This window comes from Candidatus Agathobaculum pullicola (genome assembly GCF_052117205.1).
Taxonomy (GTDB): domain Bacteria; phylum Bacillota; class Clostridia; order Oscillospirales; family Butyricicoccaceae; genus Agathobaculum; species Agathobaculum pullicola.
In genome coordinates this window covers 1-23,526 of the sequence record NZ_JBQKJP010000038.1, presented here as the reverse complement: position 1 = coordinate 23,526, position 23,526 = coordinate 1, and the positions used below count along the sequence as shown (strand labels likewise).

Sequence of the window (23,526 nt, the reverse complement as noted above, 5' to 3'; positions counted from 1 at the left end):
CGATCAATGATCGGTGGGCTGTGCCATTTTGATGTTATCTTTTCGTATAATGACCATCCAACCTCGATAGAATTACATCACTGTAAAACACTTTTCTGCCACTCTTCGGATTAGCTGGATCCAAATATCTGACATAAGCACATCTGGGATCTCCTTCATAGGCTTTGCGGTTTTTATGGTAATCCCCATTCATCACGAAGTCTCTATATCTTTTTTTGCATTTTTCGGTTAATGCTGCATAGTCGAATGGATATCGGCTACGAATTTCTTCTTCAGTCAAATTCACTTTTATTGCATCCTTGTCCTGGGACAAGGCCACTTTGATATCATCCTTAGATGTGGATTTTGTGAACTTTACGGTTGTGTTCAGAGCGATGCTATATTCCCCACTGGGATTAGTACTCTTATCTTCTAGTTCATTTACAAAATTAAAGAAATTCTTCTCTTCTGCATTCAACAATACGATATCAGCCTCTTTTGGAACCTGAACAAACGACAGCGGCATCAAATAGAAGTTATATGTAGACAGATCTCTTCCGAACCATTTCTTATACAAAATCACATAATTCTTTAGTGAAGCTGTTCCAATTTCCTGGATACGAACATTGAATTTTGCCGAGTAGTTGTAAAAATGGATCGCAGAGTCCCTCAACTCGATCAGTGCGGTAATGTTGTCCCATACGGTTCGATCCAATTTCCCTGTTACAATCAATTTTTCGGCGATGTAATCGATTGAGTGAGTAAATGGATTTCCACTTCTTGTTAGTTTAATTCGGCGTCGTTTTGACTTGCTTCCATCCTTATTTCTGATTGGCTCTGTAACATATAGTGAGCGCATCTTGTTGTGATTGTCTTTGAGGAGCTTTGCCTTAAAAAGCAGCTCCCAGCTATTGATTGCTAAGATTGAAAAGGTTTCCCCGCGATACAAAAAATCTGGTTTGTTATAGATTTCGATAGCAGAAATCATTGCAGCAATGCTCTTATCGAGCAATTCGTTGGATCTCGACTTCATAAAGCACCCCCGTGTCTGGCAGAGTAGGTGAGGCTCGGTTACGCTACTTGAACTGCATCATGCAGTGTCCGAACTACTGCAATCATAGCAGGCAAATTGATGCCAAAAATCTCATTCAAATCGTAATTGTTGAACGGTTCCGTGTTGACCATATCAGCAAGCTCGACATCGCCGTTTTCTCTGACATAGTTGATGATTGTACGCACAAACTCCTGCTGCTGAGAGTTCAGCAGGTTTCCGCTGAGATATTCACCGAATTTTACATTGACAGCTTCCTGACTTAGGCCAATCAGGCTGCGGACAAATGCCGCCAAATTGCCGATATCGGTTGCCTCATCGTATTCTGCTTTTGTTCCAAGCTCATGCCACAAAATATGTTCAAGTTCCGCCAGGTCAGCATTGGTGATCGGATCCAAATTATGAATCTTCTTGATTACAGCACTATCCAGATGCTCTGCCAGATAGTCAATGACCTTCTCACGATATGTCCGAATGTCAATCATGGTATCTTCAGGCTGATATTCGGCTTCATCCACTTCATCGGCGATATCAATATCAAACGTCTTATGGGGGCCACCAAGGAACTGCATCAAATCCCGCAAAGAAGAACGATACTTCTCTAAATCCCGAACAGTGGCAGTAGTCCAGAAATCCTCACTCATCACAGCTTTCAGCTCGGAAGCTTTTTTAAGGACTTGGGGAACGGATGCCTTTTCGGTCAGCAGATACTGTGCAATCAGGCGGATATTTTTCACATGATCAGAAACGCTCTTGATGCCAGTTCCAGCCAGTAGCGCCTTTTCGATGTGATACATCCGCACATCAAATGCTACACTCAGATGGTCACCGTTCAAACCACTGTCAAGCAGCGGAGAAATATGTACTTTGGCCTCTTTGACCATTACCGGCGAAAGGGATACCCATGTATCAAGATTATAATACTTGTCTACATACTGCATAGCCTCACGCACCTGGATTCGGTTACTGTGCGACTTGATCTTTACGACCATGCCATGCAGTTCTGCTTTGATTTGGTCATAATAGGCATGGAACCATGCATCTTCCTGATACTCCAGCTTTTGAAGCTCAAACAGCATATCAAGCCGAATCTGGAACAGGCGCTGCGACAGCGTAAGCATCTCCTTGCCATCTTTCCCGTCTGGGTGCTCTCCGAAATACTCAAAGTTGCCGCAGTAGTCAAAAATCTGGAATCCGCTCTTGTGCTTTCCGGGGCCATAGATGTTCTCGCACAGTCTGGTGCCTCGGCCGATCATCTGAACGAACTTGATCTTAGACCGCACCTTTTTGAAGAATACCAGATTCAAAACAGCAGGTACATCCACACCGGTATCCAGCATATCAACAGAAACCGCAATGCGGAACTCATCATCTTCTTCAAACTTCAAAACCAGATCGTCGCCATAGTTCACAGAATAGTCCACCAACTGGCAGGTGTTGGCAGAATACTCCGGATACAATTCTTGGAAGCAATCCACGATCATTTGAGCGTGCTTGTGGTTATAGGCGAAAATGATGGTCTTGCCAAGGGTTTCGCCTCCGTCAACACGGTATCCCCACTGCATCAGCTCCTCCAGAACTCTGCGGCAGGTATCCTTGTTGAACAGGTATTTGAAGATTTCGTTTCCGGGAATAGTGAAGTCCGGAGTGGGCGGATCTTCTTCCAGATACTCATCCAGCTGTGCTTTTTCATCCTCAGTCAAATTCTGAAAATCAATGCCTTTGGACAGCATCTTGGATGTGCGGTTAATCACATGATAGCCAACCAGATACTTCTCCTTTACGGCATCTTCCAAGGTATAATCAAAGTTGGGGATTCCGGCTTCACAGCCAAAAATGCGGTATGTATTGGCATCCACATCGTTTTTCGGCGTTGCGGTCAGTCCAACAAGGAAGCTGTCAAAGTATTTGAAAATGGTCCCGTAGCGGTTGAAAATGCTGCGGTGTGCCTCATCTATGATGATCAGATCAAACCGCCCGGAAGAAAAACGCTTATCCTCTGCATCGATGTAATTGATCATGGTCTGGTATGTACAGAACATGAGCCGGGCATTGAAATCCTTTTCACCGCCGGCAGACAGTTCACAGACACTCATATTGGGCATCAGCTTTGCAAAATTGCGCTTTGCCTGATTGACCAGAGAGGTGCGGTCTGCAAGGAACAGGACATTTTTCACCCAATTATTGCGGGTAAGCACATCGACCAGAGAGATCGCCACACGGGTTTTTCCGGTGCCGGTAGCCATGACAAGCAGACCACGGCGGTGCTTGGCGTTCAGCCATTCGCAGATATTGGTGATTGCCATTTTCTGATATGGGCGGTTGGTTATTTCGTCGTTGATGGTAAGATCGGTAATATCACCGCGAGTTCGGCGCTGGAGCATCAGTTCCAGATCCTCCATGGTATGGAATGCCATAACCGGACGATCCGGGTAAATGCCGTCAATGATTTTAATGCTGTAGCCGTTGGTGTAGTACAGAATAGGCTTATAGCCGTAGACCTTCTTCATGCACTCACCGTACAAATCCACCTGATGGCGTCCCTTTTCGGGGTCAACGGAGGTTTTCTTGACCTCGATGATGGCCAGCGGTTTGCCGTCTTTCCCATAAAGAACATAGTCGCAATATCCAACACCGTGGGCATTGGGCATTCCCTGTACTTCAATTTCAATACCGGCTTTGCCAGGCTGGGCGAGATTTTCCACATCCAGAACATCCCAACCGGCCTCTTCCAGGTACCGATCGGTGTACAGCTTGCGCGTGGCAGCTTCGCTCATATAGGGCGGTTTCCGATAAGAAGACTCTGTTCCGTTCTCTTTGGAGGCAATCAGTCCAAGCAGATACGCAATGTTGTCATAGGCAAGTTTGGCTTCCTTTTTGCGGACACTTCTGCCGTGCTTGGCATTCATGCCGAGAATGCGGACATAGTGGAGGGAATTTATGGTGTCCTCATCGTTGATGTAACCGGCCACGACAGGGCTGTCGATCAGTTCCAATAATGAGGCTTTGGGCGGCTTTTTTGCGCCGACTTTCCCGTAAATAAAGTCAACTGCATCCTCCAAAAGCGCACGGCAAATTAACGCACGATCAAGGTGCGTTTCAGCTTCCTGTGCTTTCATCAGTTTAGAATTCATTTGCCCTAATGTCATAACGGTTCCCTCCGTTCAGAGTAATATTGAATAGGACATTCATCCTGTGTATTGACTCGACAACTTTTGATTTGTCGACCTGTTCGACGAAGGTATAGTAACTTTTCTGAACCTCAATAGGCGGCTTAATGATTTGGAAGTTCGATACGATAGGAACATTCAAGTTCGGCATTGTTTGACCAACTGCCATATCCTCAATGGTTTTCTTGAATGACGGAAAAGATATTATTTTTTGAATATAATCTGCTGTAACTTCACCTTTTGTTCTTATCATCAAACTACCAGTACCGCATAAATAGCCATCGCAAGGAACAACTGCACATCTGCCCATTTCACCTCGTCTACCCATTACAACATCACCTGCTTTTAAGTGGTAGGCTGACAGTTCTCCGTATTTTTGAGCCGAGACAGTCAATTTATAATCTGGTGCAACTTTTCCGTCGATAATATGAGATGGGTTCAATAAAGCGTGTCCACCTTCAATATAATCTTCTTTATGTAGCAATGAACCAAAAGGCCCTATTTTAATGTCTGCCAACTCAGACAAGGCCACTTTATCAAACCCATGGGGATTTGCAACAGGGTCACCAAACAGTTCGACAAATCGAGCTTTGATGAGGTTGTCCAATTCGGCGAGTTCTTTTCTGCGCTTCAGAATAATGGACTCTGCTTTTCCAAGAATCTCAACAATTTCCGCTTGCTTATCCAGAGAATCAAGATTGAATTGTTCGTTCTTATAGTCTCGAAAATAGATATGGGGTATCGTCGCTCCCGTAAAATACTTCTCCAAATGCATATGTCGAACCACATAGCATAAATATTCTGGCAAAACATTGTCTTTCGGCAAAAGATACTGCATTGTGCCAATGACAGAAGATTTGGCTGGATGCAACGTTGTTCTGCCAATGCCTGCACCATCTTTTACAATTGCCACATATGGCTTTTCTTGATGATAAAAGTCAACATTTCCAATATAGCCGGCAGCGCCATAAATAGGATACTCACCAGTCATGTTCGCAATATCCGATTGTTTTATGTTTGAAGCCCCTTTTTCACATACATCCCCAAGTGTTACTCTCATCGTTCATCCCCACAAATCCGAATTTGGGGGAATCAGGCGATGTACTTCTGATGTGAGGTTTTGACATTAGTCTGGTTCACGATGGCATATTGCATGGTGGTGTCAATTTGAGAATGTCCAAGAATCTTTTGTACCTGCTCAATGGGCATTCCCTTATCAATGGCTCTTGTGGCCATCGTGCGGCGGAATTTGTGAGGATGGATGCGAGAAAGCCCCAGGCTGCGCCCCAGTTCCCTTAGACGGATCTCCACCCCGCTGATTTTCAACCGGGCGTGAGGTGAATCCAGCGTTACAAATAGCGCCGGATTGCTGTCAGTACGGCTGTTCAGATACTTCTCGAGATGGATTTTGGTTTTGGCATCAAAATACACCCGGCGCTCTTTATCTCCTTTACCGTAAACGATGCACTCCCGCTGTTGGAGATTGACATCGGTAATGTTGAGATTGACCAGTTCGCCTACACGGATTCCCGTGGAGTAAAGCATATCAATCATGGCGACATCTCTTATTTGGGTGCAGTGATCCCGCATCACCTCAATGGTTTCGTCGGAAATCACTTCTTTGACCACAGTTTTGGTCTTGATCTTATGGATGCGCCGCATCGGACTCTTCAGAATATAATCTTCTTCCTCAAGCCAGGAGAAGAAGCTGGATATATTGCGCCGGACATTGTCCACAGTGACCTTGCTGCAATTATTGATTTGCTGGTAGTCTACCAGGTAACTTCGTACTTCATCGGTGGTAATTTTCCTTATTGGCGTGGAAATATGCGCGAGTAAATGCTCTACTGTTGTTCGGTAGTATTTGATCGTTCTCTCTGAACAGCCCTCAATTTTCTTGGCATCCAGGAACAGTTTCAGATAGTCTGCATTTGCTACCGGCTCTTTCTGCGGCGCATTATCCGATAAATGTTTCAGCAGCACTTCCTGCAGCTTTTTCAGCTGAGAAATGTTCAGATATTCAGCCATTTCGTTCATAATGTTGACCAGTTTTTCCTCCATGTCGGCGCACCTATCCTTTCTATGTGTACCAACATCCTGCATCCATTATGATTTATTTTTGTCAGCCGAAATACTGCTGCATCAAACTATCGAACAGAGTCTGCGCTTCATCCAGAGCTTTCTGCACGACAACTTTTGATTTGTCGAGCTGTTCCACAAATAAAGCAAAGCAATTCTGCGTTTTAATCGGCGGCACCATAACTCTAAGCTTTTTAAGCATTGCTATTGACAAATACGCAACTGTCGAGCCAGCCTGCATACCGTCAATCTGCTTTCTGAATCCGGGCATTGTAAACAAATATTGCAAGTATAGTGGTGTAATGCCATCAACATAACTGCTTAGCCAGCTTATCATTCCGTCTTGGAAGTAGAATTTATCTTCATCCTTAATTATGTAGCATCGTCCAAGAGTGCCGCGTGAGGTAACGAGAATGTCACCCGTGGTCGGAACAAGCCCAGCATTTTTTAGCTCCACATATCTTTCTTCTGGAATGAATAATCCGCTATCGGCAACACCAGTGTCCATTTTACTTATGAGATCAGAGATTCGCCAAAATGGAATGCCCTCTTGGCTTTGCTCGTTTTGATAAATTCTCTTGCTTGAACCAACATCACATAGTGTCCCAAGTTCTTCTGTGTCCCATCCAAAAGTGTTAAACTCCGGATCTCCAAACATCTCGACAAATCGAGCTTTGACGAGGTTGTCCAGTTCGTTGAGTTGCTTTTTGCGAAGCTCAATAAGATACTGCAGGTTATCTAAAGTAGCAACACAGTGTCTCTGATCGTCAAGTGAACTGTCTGGTATTGTCATTTCTTTCAGCATATCCAGTTTCAGATTATCTCGGACGCTTCCTGCTGCTTTCGCCCGTATCATTTGCCGGCCAATACTGCTTTTGAGAAAGTAATACAAAAACTGACGGTCAAGTTCATCAGAAACGGAAAACACGTTGTACAACGGACTGACAATCACCTGTGCCTCACACCGTTGCCAATCCACTGATCCAACATTGATTCTGGATGGATTATATGCAAAGTAACCGTAAGGAACAATTTTATAGGTGGTTTTGTCTTTGCTGGCGACCTCTTTTCCAAAATACTCCCGGCAAAACCCTTGACTGTTTGTAACGCTATATACAGGAATATCCTCGTTGCTGTTGTTGCGGACAGAATATTCAGCGACAAAATTTCCCAATGGGACACGTTTCTGCGTCATAATTTCATCCCCACAAATCCGAATTTATAGTCCTAACAGTTTTTCAAGTTCATCCATCGTTTGACCAATTTGAATCTCCAATTCACGCAGATTGGTCATGATTTCTTGGGTAGACGGATACTCAACCGCTTCGTACTCGACCTTTTTGTACTTGTTGATGGAAAGATCATACCCATTATCCACGATTTCCTGCTTCGGCACGAAGAAGCTCTGCTCGGTGCGCTCCCGATCTGCCTCTGCATCACGGTTATGGAACCGGGCGATAATATCCGGAATGTCGTTTTCTTTGATTTCGGAGCGCTTATCGTCCAGACTGTAGCCATCGGCCTTCATGTCATAGAACCAGACTTTTTCTGTGCCGCCGGCGTTGGTTTTTGTGAAAATCAAAATCGCCGTGGACACTCCCGCATAAGGCCTGAATACACCGGAAGGCATGGAGATCACTGCCTGTAGCTGCTGGTTCTCTACCAGCTCATGCCGGATCGCCTGATGTGCCTTGGAGGAACCAAAGAGCACACCATCAGGAACGATACAGGCGCAGCGCCCGCCAACCTTCAGCATCTTCGTAAACAGCGCAACAAAGAGCAGCTCGGTTTTTCTGGTCTTGCAAAGACCCAGCAGGTCTTTGCTGATTTCTTCCTGGAACACACTGCCGGTAAAGGGCGGGTTCGCCATGATGAGAGAATACTGATCCCGTTCGGTGTTCTCGCCGGATAGGGAATCCTGATAAGTGATATGCGGATCTTCCACGCCGTGGAGCATCATGTTCATAGCGCCGATGCGCAGCATGGACTGGTCGGTATCAAAGCCGGAGAACAGGCCGGATTTGAAGTAGCGCATATTCTCGGTTTTCATCAGTTCCTTTTTCTGATGCTCGCTGATATAGGCTGCACTGGACAGAAGAAAACCGGCGGAACCCATGGCGGGGTCGAGAATGGAATCCTTGAGCGTGGGCCGCATCAGTTCCACCATCATATTGATGATGTGACGAGGGGTGCGGAACTGACCATTTTCCCCGGCGGCGGCGATTTTACCCAGCAGATACTCGTAAACATCACCCATGATATCTTTGTTGTTCATGTCCATGGCGTCGATGCCATCCACAACCTTGGCAAGCACTTTTGCTGTGGGAATCAGGAACACAGTGTCCTTCATGTAGCGGCTGAACGCAGTATCCTTGCCTTCGCCAATGGTCTTGATGAAGGGGAACACATAGGTTTGGATGTTCGTCAGCATCTCGCCGGGTTCGAAGTTATGGAACACATTCCAACGAAGATTTTTGTATTCCGTTTCAACCCGGGGATTCTCGCTGATTACACAGATTCCATCCTGAAACACTTTATTCTTCAGTGGAACACCAAGCAGATTTGCATTGGCCTCGGCCTTCAGTTGATTATCGTCCAACAGCTTCATAAACATCAGGTAGGTGATCTGCTCCAGCACAGTAATGGGGCTTGTGATGCCGCCTGTCCATATCGTATCCCAAATGGAATCGACTTTGTTTTTCATTTCGCCTGTAATCATATTGAAATCCTCCAAGGTTGTTTTCGTATTTCTCTGCCGCGGCAGAAGCTGATAATCAGAAATTGCACCATATCCAATTTCAGATTGTCAGCATCAAAAGGAAGATTTGCGCCTTCACGATCCTGGCGCAGATGCTTCCTTTTGCTTTTTCTTCGCACCGGTGACAAACTGCCTTTCACAGTTTTGGTACCAACCTGCGAAGAAAATATGGGGTGTCCAGAGGGGAATATCCCCTTGGCTCTGGGTTTCCAATAGGGGCGAGAAGCATCCCTGTTGGCACACGATTTTGCTTGCAAAGTCTAGTGTGTTATACCTTTGCTTCCGGCTGACGCTGGAAAGGGGCTGGCTGCGGCATCTGCGACATAGGCAGATTGAAGCGGACAGACGCTTTTCGGCGGCAGTAGGGCAGGCGGATTTTGTGACAACGGTGTTGACACAAATGCAGAATTTTTGAGAAACAAAATCCGACTGACCGGAGAAGGAAGCAGAGGTATATATAAGCCCCCGTCCCTCCGCAGCGACACGCACTAAAACCACCACGGCAACTCTAACCAGAGGTTGTCCATAGCCTGTTCCTCGGTTTTCTTGGCTCGGCTTTCGCTCAGATTAAAGTGGATTGCTGCCCCAATCGTCGTATGCTCTATATCGTCTGTGAAGCCATAACGGTACAGCAGATAGGCTTGCTCTCGCCTTCCAATCCTATCGAGTCCCGCATACAGTTCACGCAATGTTTCTTGTTCCACATAAATCTGCTCCGGTGATTTGGCAATCGGGTCAGCAATCGCTTCGATACGCAGCATCCGTTCCTCACCGGGGACAACTTCATCCAGACGGATTTTCTGAAAAGCAAGCCCGTCTTTGGTATCAACCATCCGCTGTTCGTACTGAGAAAACGCATCCCGTATCAGATTGGTCATGGCATTTCGGATAGATGGTGCTGCATAGGTCAGAAACTTAGTGCCTTTGCTGTTGTCAAAGCGAGGGATGGCGTCCAATAAGCCGATACAGCCCTCCTGCTCCAGGTCGTCTTTGTCGATACTGAGTTCGCTTTCGCCCAGATTCATACCGAAATAAATCTCGTTGGCGGTTTTGCGGATAAAACCGAAATTGTTTTCCAGAAGCAGGTCACGGGCGTTCGTATTCCCCTTCTGTGCCAGAGCGCAGAGCTGCTCATTGCTCCGGTTTTTCATCGTCCTTCTCCTGTTTTGCCGCCTGATCCAAGGTGGTCTGCATAAAGGCGGTCAACGCCTGACTGAGCTTGTCCAGTGCTTCTTGGTTGACCCCATCCATACCGGCAACGCTGTCGATAATCAGTTCGCTCACTTGCTCCGGTGTGACCTTGGGGTTTTCCATATCCTGACCTTTTGTAAGCTCTGTAAACATTCGCTCGGCGGCTTCTTTGGTGAGGGCCTGCTGTACTGTAAAATCGTGACCGATCTCTTTCTTCACTTCTTTGACTGCCGCCATAAATTGAGCTTCAATGGTGGCGAGATCTGCCTGATATGCCGGTGTCCGTAAACGGCTAATGTCCTTGGCAGCTTCTTTTGCTGCATCGGTTTGTACGGTACTTCTTGTCAGATTGGCGAGGGTAGCGTAAAGCTGATTCTGAGCTGCAAAGCCGGATGCGATAGTGTCATTGAAATACTGCTCCAATATGTAGGTCAGTTCAGCAAAGCGGGGACTTTCCAAGAGCCGATTGACCACTTGTGTATTAACCTTGCCGGTGTAGAGGTTTCGTGCCGCCTGGGCTGACAAGCCCAGCTCGTCAATCTCATAATTTTTTCTATCGGGAACATTGGTCACGCCTAAAAGAAAGTCGGTGGACACATTGAATACTCTGGCAATACGGATGATGTTTTCGTCACCGATCTTGTCCGTCTTTCCGGTTAGGAAACGGCTGAGCAAGCTGTCGCCGCATCCAATTTTTAGCGCAAGGTCAGTCTGAGATACCTTGTGATATTTCATCAGATCGGCAAGACGCTGTCTAACAGTACCGGGCAAAAATGTATTCTCCATTCGTTATGTCCCCCTTTCCTTATTTTTTGCTTTGATATATTTGCCGCTTTTGATTCTGGCATCAGCGGGCTTCTCTGCATCTTCTGGGATAATCCAGCGGCTTCCTGCTTGCTGTGCGCCGGGGATGCGGTTTTGGCAACAGAGAACACCCACACGACGAGGAGAAATCCCCCATTTCTCCGCCACCTCAAAAGTTGATAAATAGCGCACCCTCAACACCCCTTTTCGTCTAAATCTAACAGTATTATATTCTATTTGCGGAACAATATCAAGATGCATATTGTGAACATTCGCCGCCCTGTGTATTTTGCATTTTTGCAAAAATTCAGGGCGGCGATTTCTTTTTTTGCAGAAGTGCCGGATTTTTCGGTTGAAAGCTGTTTTCTCCGTATATTCAGGTGACAAGCAAGAATTGTCAAATTAATTATGGAGGTATGCGTATGAATCTATTTGAAACCATCAAGGCGGCAGTTCCCGTAAGACAAGCCGCCGAACACTACGGGCTGAAAGTCAACCGCAACGGCATGGCTTGCTGCCTATTCCACAATGACAGGCATCCAAGCTTGAAGTTGAATGAGGAATATTTCTTTTGCTTCGGCTGCGGAGCCAAAGGTGATGTGATCGACTTTGCGGCACAGATGTTTGATCTCAGCAGCTACGAAGCGGCGCAAAGGCTGGCTGTGGACTTCGGTAAAGTGGGATATGGTCAGATATGGACAGGACATCACAGGAGAAATTCTGAACGGATTTCAGAGATTGCAGTTTTTTCACGATTCGGTATATCTGCTCTGCTTTGAAGCGCAGAGTGTTCACCGAACCAACAATGAAATTTTATGGAGGACTTTATCAATATGAATGTACGTAACGAAATCAAAGCACAGATCATTCGTGCCGGAATGACGATGCAGGAAGTAGTTGACCTGCTGCATGACGAATACGGCTGGTCGGACAGCGTTTCCAACCTGTCGGCCAAACTGCAGCGGGAAAGTATCCGTTATAAAGAGGTTTTGGAGCTTGCTGATGTATTGGGTTACGACATCGTGTGGCAGAAAGGTCGGGAAAAATAATGGAAAAAGGACAGTTTGCTATTTTGAGATTTGCCAAGTATAAGGGGCCGGAGATCGGGCGTATTGAAGCCCATAATGAGCGCACCAAGGAAGAGTACGCAAGCAATCCAGATATTGACACCAGCCGGAGCCATTTGAATTTCCACCTTGTTAAGCCGGAAAGAAAGTACCGGGCAGAGTCCGAACGGCAAATTGCCGCAGCCGGATGCCGCACTCGCTCCGACAGTGTTCGTGTGGTAGAAGCTCTGATCACCGCAAGCCCGGAGTTTTTCAAGGGCAAGAAACGGGCTGATATCAAGGAATTCTTCAATGAAGCGTTGGAGTTTATCCGACAGAACCAATCCCCTGAAACCATTATATCCGCCGTGGTGCATATGGACGAGAAAACGCCCCATATGCACCTTTCTTTTGTCCCGCTGACCGAGGACAAGCGGTTGTGTGCCAAGGAGATTCTGGGAAACCGCAAAAAGATGACCCAATGGCAGGACAAGTTCTGGGAACACATGGTCAGGAAGTATCCGGTATTGGAGCGTGGCGAGAGTGCCAGTGAGACTGGCCGTGACCATATCCCGCCGAGAGTGTTCAAACAGATGACCCGTTTGACAAAACAGATGGAGAAGTTGGACGCAATGCTTTCCGATGTGAAGTTTACCAACTACAAGGAGCGGACAACGCAGATTGCCGCATTTCTGGAGAAATATATCCCGGATGTTGCGGCGATGGAAACGCAGATGAAGAAATACGAGAAATTTTTCAAAACTGCGGACGCCAAGCAAAAAGCGTTGAAAAAGGAAAATGGCGAACTGAGCGCAGCTCTGGAACTAAGCCAGGAGGAAAGCACGGTCAAGAAATTACAGGAAGCAAGGTTGCAAAGCGATTATGAACGGGTAAAAGGGATTCTTGACCGTATCCCTCCGGAGATCATCCAGGCGTACACACAGCGTGGCAGTAAGAAACAGGAGGTAAACCATTATAGCGGATTGGAATAAGGATGAGTGGAGCGGCTTTGCTGATTTGCTTGCCAACTTAATAGAAAAATATGCGGCGGTTCTGGATATTGACAACCTTCCAGAGCCGCCGAATTGTTTAGGGAAAGAAACTGCCGGAGCTGCAAATATTCCCGAACAGCCAGAGGACACTATTGAAAAAACTAAACCGGCATGATATAATAATCGTGCAATAATTGTCCAAACTTACTCCGAAAGAGCTTCGGAGTAAGGATACATAAAGGTGCCATGGCTGTGGCACGAATGAGGATCGTGAGATGAAAAAAGAAAAGACAAAAGTATATATCTATACGAGAGTTTCCACCGCCATGCAGATCGACGGATACTCTCTGGATGCCCAGAAATCCAGAATGAAAGCCTTTGCCGAGTATAATGAATATGAGATAGTCGGTGAGTATGAGGATGCCGGGAAGTCGGGTAAATCCATTGAGGGCAGAGCGGAGTTCAACCGCATGATGGAAGATATAAAGTCCGGGAAAGATGGTGTATCCTTCGTGCTGGTGTTCAAGCTGTCCCGCTTCGGCAGAAATGCGGCAGATGTGCTGTCCACCTTGCAGGTCATGCAGGATTTCGGCGTCAATCTGATTTGCGTGGAGGATGGGATTGATTCCTCCAAGGATGCCGGTAAGCTGATGATCTCTGTTCTGTCAGCCGTTGCGGAGATTGAGCGAGAAAACATCCGTGTCCAAACAATGGAGGGCAGAATTCAGAAGGCCCGTGAGGGCAAATGGAACGGCGGATTTGCGCCCTATGGCTACAAGCTGGAAAATGGCCAACTTTTCATCAACGAGGAAGAAGCGGCTGCAATCCGTGTGATCTTCGATCAGTATGTGCATACCGACATGGGTGCAAATGGTCTTGCCAAATATCTTGACCAACATGGTATTCACAAAATCCAGCGACAGAACGGAAAAAATCCGCTGTTCGATGCGGCCCTTATCCGGAGAATACTGAAAAACCCTGTGTACTGTGGGAAAATCGCCTATGGCAGACGCAGAACGGAGAAGGTGCATGGCACCAGGAATGATTACCGGCTTGTGGAGCAGGACGATTATTTGTTGGTGGACGGCCAGCATGAGGGGATTGTGTCGGAAGAACTCTGGCACGAAGCACAGGTGAAACTGCTGGCGCAGGCTGAAAAGTATGAACATGTGAACCGTGGTAAGGACACCAAGGTGCATCTTCTGTCTGGTATCGTCAAATGCCCAATCTGCGGAGCCGGGATGTATGGCAACAAGAGCATCAAGCACAAGTCAGACGGGACAAAGTACAAGGTTTTTTTCTATTATGGCTGCAAGCACCGCACTATGACCCGTGGGCACAAGTGCGATTATCGAAAGCAGATTCACGAGGAACTGTTGGACAGTGCTGTGGCAGAGGTCATTGTCAAGCTGGTCAGCAATCCCAAGTTTGCCGCCATGATGCAGGAAAAAATCAACATGAAGGTGGACACTGCCGCCATTGAACAGGAGATCGCCAATTACGAAAAACAGCTCCGGCAGAGCTATTCTGTGAAATCAAAGCTGATGGAGGAAATAGATTCCCTTGACCCGGACGATAAACACTACTACAAACGCAAGGCAGACCTTGATGATCGACTTTACAAGATGTATGATAAAATCGAGAATACAGAAAATCTGCTGATCGCCGCCAGAGCAAAGAAAATGGCAATCGAAGCGGAAAAGCTCACCGGGGATAACATCTACAAGGTGCTGATCTACTTCGACAAGCTATACGCCGTCATGAGCGAGCAGGAAAAGCGGCAGATCATGGAAGCATTGATTTCCGAAATCCAGATATATGAGGAACGCCAGCCCAACGGACAGTGGCTCAAGTCCATCAAATTCAAGCTCCCGATTATTGAGGAAGATATGAGTTTGAGTTTGGACAATGATACACAAGTTGAGACGGTTGTCAGTTTGGTTAGAAAAACTCCCGATGATTATATCCAGTGAAACTTGGCCCTGACGACTGGAGTGACCAACGATGAGAAGCTAACAAAAAATTGTTATTGAGAAAAGGCATAGCAAAGTACAGTCTGTCGAGAAACCCGGTTTATGCATCACGCATGAGCCGGGTTTCTAATGTATAGAAGCAAAAGCGGATAAAAACAAATGAAGAAAGATTGTCCTTCCACAACCACCTGACCGGTTTTTTGAGATTAATACGTCGAAATGCGGACAAAAAGTTATACTACACGAAAAAGAGGCACTAAATATATGAGAAGGAAAAGGAAGAAAGTGTGCTGCAAGAGTATGAGCGGTTGTGATTTGTGCCTACAGTAATCCGACGGTTGGGATACCCGAGCAAATCGACACTTATCGCTGGCATGAACGAAAAAAGGCTGGTATAGAAGAGAAACATGGCTGTACGGAATGCAATCCCATTCACAGGACGCAAGATTGCCATTCTCCTGCGGGTTCAAGGCATGCACCAGCCGAATCCAAGTATTGGTTACTCCACCGTCGACTGTACATTCAGATAAAGGATGGCCCGGATGGATTGAACGGATGAATAGCGATGGCCTCACGCACTCTATGTCCAAGAAGGGATGTTCCTCTGATAACGCAGCATGTGAAAGCTTCTTTAGGACGGTTGAAAAACGAAATGTTTTATGGCCACTTATGGGTAGGGGACTCGCTTGACGATTTTGGCCGAGACTTTGATGGCTATATCAATTGGTATAGCCGCAACCGTATCAAGCTATCTTTAGGCGGACGCAGTCCTTTGAAATATAGACAGCATCTTGGGTTCTCGGCATGACTTGTCCAAATTTTTATCTGCCCCCGTTATGACGCTTGTTTAATTCGTTAAACAGCATTGCAAGCACAACTTCTCAATAACAATGTTTTCTTCACTCCTTATCGTTGGTCACTCCAGATACTCTCAGTGTTTAAAGCGTAATTAATAGGACGCGAGGCAGCACTGTTTACTGTGCGGTGTTGCCTTAAATATTCGCTGCTGGTGCGCAGGTATGAAAAAATATCATACTTGTTTTATTTCATAAATATACTATAACATAATAGTATATAAATGGTAAATTTGCTTATATAGAGCCAGCGGTAGCAGAAACGCATATCCTGGATAGGGCGCGGATGCCAAAGTCGAAACGCGCTATGTTTTTATTTTAAGAAAGAACTCGAAAACCAGCATGACAAACTGATTTGATATTGAGAATTCTCACTTTAACACTCTGGTCGAGGCCACTCGGCCAGCAGAAGCGGCTGTATACAAGGCCAATCGCGGCCGTTACCATCGCCCTCAGAGCGTCCCCGGAAACTTGGCGCGCATCCGCTATCTGGCGGGGAGGGTTCGCCGCGAGCACAGATGGTCATGCTACACCTGCGTTGGACAAGCGCACTGGGAGCGCTCATTTCTTTCGATGAAATTTCCTGTACCACCCCCTGCACAACCTGTTGTAGGGGGATAAATTGCTTGTCACATTGTTTGAACTGCCCAAGGTGGTCGGCAGAAATACGGTTGGGCATCGAAAATCCAATCGGTACTGTGCCGAAAAAGAAGCGATGAGCCTGTGGTATTTCACCTCGTCTGCCGGAAAACTCTACAAAGATGGTAGTAATACCTCTGCTATAGGGGGTGCAGTCTGCGGGGTGGGCTGCCGGGAACACGATGCCCGAACTATGGGACCTGCTATCGACTATGCGCTGATGCGCAAAAACATTTGCGGGGCTTGACAAAGGTTGATTCACAAGCGCTGCAGAACAAAGGCACGGTGCAGAGATATTTTACCGCTCTGACATGCGAATGTACTGCGCCGATATACCAGAGGAGATGGTCCGACAGATGCTTTTCTGCTGCGGCCGGAGAAAAGGGAGAGTGATTGAGCCCCTGAAAGGGCAGCCAAATAATTCTAAGCGGGATGATGTGAATTGCCGGGAGCGGCGTACAATAGCGGGAACCACCGGAGGTCTATGGTCTCTGGTAATCCGTATATATCCGATTTGTCAAATGGTGAGATGGCGGTGCACTGAAAGAGTATTTTGCGCTCTGTCCAAGGAGCGAATAGGAGGAAAGAAAATGAAACGTAGTGAACCAACCACAGGGATTCGGATCCGACTCTTATCCATGCTACTGGTATGTGTCATGGTCTTGGCAATGATTCCTGACGCGGCCTCCGCAGCAGAACCTACCGCAGATGAGATTGAACAGGCGGTACAAAGTAAGCTGCTGGAGTTGTATCAGGATGTTTGGGTGGAAGGCGACCCAACCAGCAGCAGCCCGGATCAATACCAGATCTATCCGGTCCCGCAGGAGATCAGCTACCCGGGTGGGGATGCTGTGACATTGCCGGATGCAGTTAAAGTTGCTGCGCCTGACACAATCACTCAAGAAACGAAAGCATATCTAAATGAGGTGCTGGGAGAGCATGGCCACAGCGCCCAATTTGTGGCAGCAGATGATCAAAGCGCGGATCTGTTTCTGGGCTTGGTCGGAGATGGCAGCGCTGCGGCGAGCGCTTTGTCCTCTGTGCCGTCCGAGCACTACAACAATACGGATGCTTACGCCCTGTCCGTAAGCGGCGGGAAGGTCTCTATTGTATCCAAGGACTCCAGAGGCATCTACTATGGTGTGGCTACCCTGAACATGATGCTTTCCTCTTTGGAAGGGGAGCGGCTTGTACCTGTACTCATTAAGGACTACGCCTCCATCCCGCTGAGAGGCATTGTGGAGGGATTTTACGGCGGTTTCACAGAAGAGCAGCGTCGGGAACAGATCCGGTTTTGCCGGGATGTGAAGATGAATATCTTCATCTACGCATCTAAAACGGATCCGTACCATCATGAAGAGTGGGAGCAACTGTATCCTCCAGAAGAGATTGCCTATTTTGAAGAGCTTGTGCAGATTGGCAAGGAATCAAATGTGGACTTTTCTTGGTCTGTCCATACCGGAACCTTTTTCAGAAGTTACAACAGCAGCAATTCTGCCACACAAATTCAGCAGCTCAAAGATAAATTCCAGCAGATGATTGATATTGGTGTGCGCCAGTTTGCGATTCTAAATGATGACTTTGGCAGCGGTTCTACTGCAGACGTGGTCTATGTAGTCAACGAAATGAATTCATGGCTCACGGGGCAGGGCTTCCCGCCGCTGATTTATTGTCCGCAAAATTATAACAACAGCTGGGCCAACGGAAATGGCAAGCGGGAGATCACTGGTTTAACGGACTTGGATGATGATATCATGCTGTTCTGGACCGGCCGAGATGTCAACTCTCCGTTTTGGCAAGACTCTATCAACTATGTGGTGGACAATACAACCGACCCGGATGACTCGTCCAGCCATCAAACCCCTGTTTTCTGGGTCAACTATCCTTGCAATGAACATGCCAAATCCGGCCTTCTGCTGGGCAGTGCAAAATACTATTTAAAAGATGATATTACCGGTTTGGGCGGTGCGGTGTCCAATCCCATCTTTTTCGCAGAAACCAGCAAAGTGGCCTACTTCCAGCTGGCCAACTACTTCTGGAATGTTCACGATGTGCAAGCCAATGCGGACTATGTGTGGGAACAGAGCTTTAAATATCTCCAGCCGGAGGTATATGATGCCTACTTTACAATTGCCCGAAATGCCTGTGAGGCACCTGGCTCTACCCGAATTGCCGGCCAAATTGATGAATCTGCTTATATCGCGGATGCCTTGGAACAGGTAAAGAGTGCCGCGCTGAACCGCACTTTACTTACCGATCCCACCGCCTATGATAATGCGATTACCCTGTTGGCAGAACTGCGTCATATTCAGGATGCGGTGGAGACGTTCCAACAGGATTGCGAAAACGAGGCGCTGAAAGCAGAGCTGGCCAACCCTGGCAGCTTAGGGGGCGAATCGGGCGAGGGATGGCTCCACGCACTCGATAATATGGCAAAGACCGCAGAGGCATTATTGCTGGCAGAGCTGGAGATGTGCAAGAGCAATCCCAGCGACGATATAATTTATCGGAATTTCTCCATAGCAACCGCTGAATTCAGCAGCTACCAAGGGCGGAAATACCTCTTCCCCCACGGCAATAATGTACGCCCTGCCGTAAAAGCAGGTACCAAGCGGATTCTCCCGTTTGTCAATGCACTGATGAGCGACGTGGAGACCAGAGCCGACCAGATCATCGGAACAATCGAGGTGGAAATCCCCGCAAACCGCATTTATACCAATATTTCCAGCCTGTCCCGAATGCCGCTCACCATTGTTGGGGACGAGTTTAGTGTACGAGGCCTTTTGGATGTAACCATGCAGCAGGGCGACTACGTGGGCATCAAGATGGATGGCATCGCGGAAATATCACAGGTTGATTTGGAGGGTACTGCGATAGAGGGACTTGCCTTGCAATACTCTTATCATGGTGATAGCTGGACTGATATCACGGCAGGGACGCTTGACGCTCCGATTCTGGCGCGTTATCTGCGACTGGCCAACTTGAGCAGTCAGCCGAAAACCATCAATCTCAGCCGTCTTGCCGCCGTGGTTGAAAACCGGAAAGTCGAAGCGAAGGTAAGCGATACCAATATCACTAACCTGAAAGAAAACGACTGGCCTCAGATGCTGGATGGAAATGAGAGTACCTATGTCTGGACCGGAAAGAATCAGGCTGCAGGAGACTATTTTACAATCGATTTGGGAAAGGCATTGACGCTGGGTGAAATCCAGTTTGTCACAGCGGACGGTACGCCCAGAATCTACTATGCTGAGGTATCGATTTCCACAGACAACAAGGTATTTACGCCTATTGGTACCATTAATGATGACGGTGTAATCGATCCGCCTTACCGCAAATATACCGTAGATGCTAACCAGCAGGTTGGTCGGTATATCCGCCTGAAAAATACTGGGGCAGCGACAGCGTACATGAAGATCCACGAAGTCTCCATTGGCTATGATGACTCTGACAGAACCCCCTCTGAGCTGATCAGCGTGCCGGCTGGCGATGGCCCTGAAGCTGTGATGGACGGCAACCTGTCTACGGTATTCCGGCTGGATGGAACCACCGAAACCCGCATGACCATCCATGTAACGGACAACACGGATGTGGATAGCATCCTCCTGCTCACCGCCGGCATCAGCAATGCTGCGGTAAGCGTGGAAGATGTTACAGGTCAGATTCATTCGCTGGGTACAGCTGCCCAGTCCCTAAACCGATTCTCCTCCTTGCCCGCCAATGGGATCCACACCATTTATCTCGACTTCCCACAGGGAACCCCGGCAGTGATAAATGAGTTGCTGCTCACCTACGGTTCTCAGGTGGATGACGTAGGTGAGGCCGTAGAGAATATCTACTTAAATGAGGGTGAAAGCGCGGACTCTACGGAGGAAGTAAATCTGGCCCTCAAGCGCAGCGCAGAGGCGTCCGGCGTTGAGGCAAACACCAGCTATACTGCCGATATGGCGGTAGATGGTGATGCTAACACCCGCTGGGCAAGCCAGACCAACAGCGGAGATCGCTGGATTCTGGTAGACTTAGGGGAAGATATCAACCTGATCTCCTCCTTTAACATCTCCTATCACGCTAAAGTATATCCGATTAGTTATGAAATTCAGGTCTCAAATGACAAAACAAACTGGGTGACGGTCAAGACACTGAACAACCAGGCGGGAGGCCAGAATATCACCAATAACGCTACGCTTGACAAGCCGGTTTCAGCCCGCTATGTCCGTCTGTTCTTTGGTGGTGACGGTAATATGAACCCGAATGCTGCCGTGAAGGGTATCAGCATCAAGGAATTGGAGATCCTTGGTGTTCGGCGTACAACCTCCATGATCTATATGGGGGTGACACAGCCTGAACCTGTGATAGTCGATGTGGGAGCGCCTGTGGAGTTGCCAACGCTGCTGGATGTCACCATTTCTGACGGTATGAATGCAGCTGAAACAGAAATCAGTGTGCTGCCAACATGGTCACCTTCAACCATAAGCACCCAGCAGGAAGGTATCATCGATGCAACCTCCACGCTTCCCACAGGGCGTTTCCTGTATAATACCAAAAAACTGTCTGCACAGTTTACGGTTGTTGTGGGCAACGGTGGCTTGACCGATAGTAATCTGGCCCTGAACCAACCTGCCGATGCTTCCGGCGAGGAGCTTGTAAGTGGTCAGCCGCAAAAGGCTTCTTACGCCGTGGACGGCAGCGATTCCAGCCGCTGGAGCAGTGGTATCATGCGTCAGGGCAATGCGCAGGCCACGGATCAGTGGTTATCTGTAGACCTCGGGACACGGCCGGTTCTTATCAAGGAGATGGATGTAAAATTTCATCTAAAGGTATGGCCCACGGAGTTTTATGTGGAAGCCTCTAACGATAATCAGAACTGGGTTCGTATTGATACCCGCACAAGAGCCGCATCCAATGAGACAGATATTGTTGAGAGCTTTACTTTCAACACTCCCATCAGCGCGCGGTATCTGCGGCTTTACTTCCCGTCCGGTGCGCTGAATCCGAATTCCAGCACTGGCGCCACGGGCGTTTCCGTTAAGGAATGGATTGTCACAGGAGATCGATTCCTGAACGCCATCACTTATACGGGTATCAGCGATACTTTTGAGGATAAAACGGTGGACAATAGCGCCACTGTGAAGGATCTGGATCTGCCGCCGCTGCTCAATGTCACATGGCAAACAGCAGGGGGTGCCTCCGAGCAGGTGCAGGTGGTAGGTCAATGGGATACACAGGGCTTTGACACATTACAAAACCAGACTATCGCGCTGACCGTGTCTCCTCCCACCAGTTCCATGTACCAAAATCCGCAGAATCTTTCTGCGTCTATGAATGTCACCAAAGGTGTTCCCGGTGATGCGCCCGTCGTGACCACCACGACGCTAAACAGCGGCAAGGTGAACGAACCGTATTCCGAGAGTCTGTCAGCAACGGGCGAAACCCCGATCACTTGGAGCATTTCTTCCGGCAAGCTACCCGCGGGTCTGTCTCTGAGCAAGGATGGAATGATCAGTGGCACCCCCACAGCGGAAGGCAACTTCACCTTTACGGTCACAGCAACAAACCGTGTAGGTTCGGGCAGCCAGACACTGTCCATTCAAGTCGAGAAGGGCATGAGCTCGGAAAAGAAGATCACCGCCTTTGCCATTGAGGGAGGAACAGTACAGATCAATGGTACACAGATTACGGTTACAATGCCGTATGGCACGGATGTGACCGCGCTCGTTCCTACGATTACCGTGAGCAATGGCGCGAAGGTTTCGCCGGAAAGCGGTGTTAAGCAGGATTTCAGCAGCCCTGTCACATATCAGGTAACAGCGGAAGACGGAACCACGCAGGATTACACGGTAACCGTGGAAGTTGCGGCGCAGGGCACCTATGTCATCTCCGCAGACACAGTGGTCAATGGCAGCATCCGACTCAGTGCGAACAGCGCGAAGGAAGGAACGAAAATTGATGTGACGCTGGAACCGGACAGCGGTTATGCGGCAAAGGAAGGCTCGCTCAAGGTTTACAAGACCGGTGAGCCGGAAACTACGGTTGAGGTTTCGAATAATTCCTTCATCATGCCCGGCTATGGTGTCACAGTAACCGCAGAATTTGAAGCGCTCGCTCCCGCCTTTGTAGCAGTACAGAATATCACGGGCGTGCCGGTTGAGGCTCAGGTAGGAGTAGCCCTGCCCTTGAGCGGTACCGTGATGCCCAGCGATGCGACCAATCGTCAAATTGTCTGGCGTGTGAAACAGGCAGGAAGCACGGGTGCAAGCATCCAGAATGATGTCCTGTATACGACAAGTGAGGGCTTGGCAATCGTGACGGCAACCATTGCGGACGGTAAGGCACCTGGCGTGGCGTACACGCAGGATTTCACCATTGCAGTGACAAGTGATGCGCTGTCCTATGTGGTTGAGTTCCAGACCAATGACGGAAGCAATCCGATCAGGCAGCAGGTCAAGGGCGGAGAGAAAGCAATCCGTCCGGCGGATCCGGCAAGAGCGCAGTACAGCTTTACCGGATGGTATGTGGATGCACTTTGCACAGTGGCATACGATTTCAATACGCCTGTCACCAAGAATCTGACGCTGTACGCTGGATGGAGTTACACGGGCAGCAGCAGTGACACCAGCAGCCCCGTTGAGGGAGATAAGACGGAAACCCAACAGAATCCGGATGGTTCTACCACAACGATCGTGACCCGACCGGATGGAACGGTTACAGAAACCACCAGATATCCGGACGGCTCCAAGCAAGTGGTGCAGAAGAACACGGATGGCAGCACAATTACCACGATCACCAAAAATGACGGTTCCTCTTCTGTCACGAACGTAGACGAGAGAGGACAGGTGGAAACCGAGGTTAAGGTATCTCAGAGCGCGGTAGACGAGGCACAGAAGAATGGAGAGAATGTGGCTCTGCCGATGCCCAGTGTGCCGAATACCACCAATCGGAATAACGCGCCGACCATTACGGTGGATCTGCCGGGCAGCGAAGCTGTCAAGG

15 protein-coding genes and 2 pseudogenes are annotated in these 23,526 nt (G+C 48.1%); 8 read left to right on the top strand and 9 right to left on the bottom strand.

Annotated elements, in window-relative coordinates; translation table 11 throughout:
* Window positions 1-34 precede the first annotated feature (34 nt).
* The 9 genes from ACTQ3V_RS12000 to ACTQ3V_RS11960 form a co-directional block, all read right to left on the bottom strand.
* Complete coding sequence (locus ACTQ3V_RS12000; protein WP_441467714.1) at window positions 35-1,012, bottom strand: DUF3644 domain-containing protein; 978 nt, start codon at window positions 1,010-1,012, stop codon at window positions 35-37.
* 38 nt (window positions 1,013-1,050) lie between these two features.
* A complete protein-coding gene (locus ACTQ3V_RS11995; RefSeq protein WP_441467713.1) occupies window positions 1,051-4,179 on the bottom strand; it encodes a type I restriction endonuclease subunit R in 3,129 nt (1,042 codons plus the stop codon).
* A complete protein-coding gene (locus tag ACTQ3V_RS11990) occupies window positions 4,154-5,260 on the bottom strand; it encodes a restriction endonuclease subunit S (protein ID WP_441467712.1) in 1,107 nt (368 codons plus the stop codon). The genes ACTQ3V_RS11995 and ACTQ3V_RS11990 overlap by 26 nt, the downstream gene beginning before the upstream one ends.
* 32 nt (window positions 5,261-5,292) lie before the next feature.
* Window positions 5,293-6,261, bottom strand: a complete 969-nt coding sequence (gene xerA, locus ACTQ3V_RS11985) for a site-specific tyrosine recombinase/integron integrase (protein WP_441467711.1) — start codon at window positions 6,259-6,261, stop codon at window positions 5,293-5,295.
* 61 nt (window positions 6,262-6,322) lie between these two features.
* Window positions 6,323-7,474 carry a restriction endonuclease subunit S gene (locus ACTQ3V_RS11980; protein ID WP_441467710.1) on the bottom strand — a complete coding sequence of 384 codons (1,152 nt, stop codon included), beginning with the start codon at window positions 7,472-7,474 and terminating at the stop codon, window positions 6,323-6,325.
* Between the two features lie 24 nt (window positions 7,475-7,498).
* The gene (locus ACTQ3V_RS11975) at window positions 7,499-8,998 is read right to left on the bottom strand and encodes a type I restriction-modification system subunit M (RefSeq protein WP_441467709.1); all 1,500 of its coding nucleotides are present in this window, start codon (window positions 8,996-8,998) and stop codon (window positions 7,499-7,501) included.
* A 527-nt stretch (window positions 8,999-9,525) separates the two neighbouring features.
* Window positions 9,526-10,188 carry a sigma-70 family RNA polymerase sigma factor gene (locus ACTQ3V_RS11970; protein ID WP_441467708.1) on the bottom strand — a complete coding sequence of 221 codons (663 nt, stop codon included), beginning with the start codon at window positions 10,186-10,188 and terminating at the stop codon, window positions 9,526-9,528.
* Window positions 10,169-11,014 carry a helix-turn-helix domain-containing protein gene (locus ACTQ3V_RS11965; protein WP_441467707.1) on the bottom strand — a complete coding sequence of 282 codons (846 nt, stop codon included), beginning with the start codon at window positions 11,012-11,014 and terminating at the stop codon, window positions 10,169-10,171. Before ACTQ3V_RS11965 ends, ACTQ3V_RS11970 begins: the two co-directional genes overlap by 20 nt.
* A 3-nt stretch (window positions 11,015-11,017) precedes the next feature.
* Window positions 11,018-11,293 (bottom strand): helix-turn-helix domain-containing protein, encoded by a 276-nt coding sequence (locus ACTQ3V_RS11960; protein ID WP_441467706.1) that lies wholly within the window; start codon window positions 11,291-11,293, stop codon window positions 11,018-11,020.
* 161 nt (window positions 11,294-11,454) lie between these two features.
* Here ACTQ3V_RS11960 and ACTQ3V_RS11955 point away from each other — a divergent pair.
* The 8 genes and pseudogenes from ACTQ3V_RS11955 to ACTQ3V_RS11920 form a co-directional block, all read left to right on the top strand.
* Window positions 11,455-11,706: pseudogene (locus tag ACTQ3V_RS11955) on the top strand (CHC2 zinc finger domain-containing protein); the annotation flags it as partial.
* Window positions 11,707-11,859: 153 nt separating this feature from the next.
* A complete protein-coding gene (locus tag ACTQ3V_RS11950; protein WP_441208845.1) occupies window positions 11,860-12,081 on the top strand; it encodes an LLM class flavin-dependent oxidoreductase in 222 nt (73 codons plus the stop codon).
* Window positions 12,081-13,070, top strand: a complete 990-nt coding sequence (gene mobV / locus ACTQ3V_RS11945; protein WP_441467705.1) for a MobV family relaxase — start codon at window positions 12,081-12,083, stop codon at window positions 13,068-13,070. Before ACTQ3V_RS11950 ends, mobV begins: the two co-directional genes overlap by 1 nt.
* Before the next feature lie 25 nt (window positions 13,071-13,095).
* Complete coding sequence (locus ACTQ3V_RS11940; protein ID WP_441467704.1) at window positions 13,096-13,245, top strand: hypothetical protein; 150 nt, start codon at window positions 13,096-13,098, stop codon at window positions 13,243-13,245.
* A gap of 100 nt (window positions 13,246-13,345) precedes the next feature.
* Window positions 13,346-15,043: a recombinase family protein gene (locus tag ACTQ3V_RS11935; protein ID WP_441467703.1), complete on the top strand. Its 1,698-nt coding sequence runs from the start codon at window positions 13,346-13,348 to the stop codon at window positions 15,041-15,043.
* Between the two features lie 516 nt (window positions 15,044-15,559).
* Window positions 15,560-15,851 (top strand): annotated as a pseudogene (locus ACTQ3V_RS11930) (transposase); the annotation flags it as partial.
* A 668-nt stretch (window positions 15,852-16,519) separates the two neighbouring features.
* A complete protein-coding gene (locus ACTQ3V_RS11925; protein WP_441467702.1) occupies window positions 16,520-16,783 on the top strand; it encodes a hypothetical protein in 264 nt (87 codons plus the stop codon).
* Window positions 16,784-17,126: 343 nt separating this feature from the next.
* Window positions 17,127-23,526, top strand: a 6,400-nt coding sequence (locus tag ACTQ3V_RS11920; protein ID WP_441467701.1) for a beta-N-acetylglucosaminidase domain-containing protein, incomplete at its 3' end; no start/stop codon positions are given.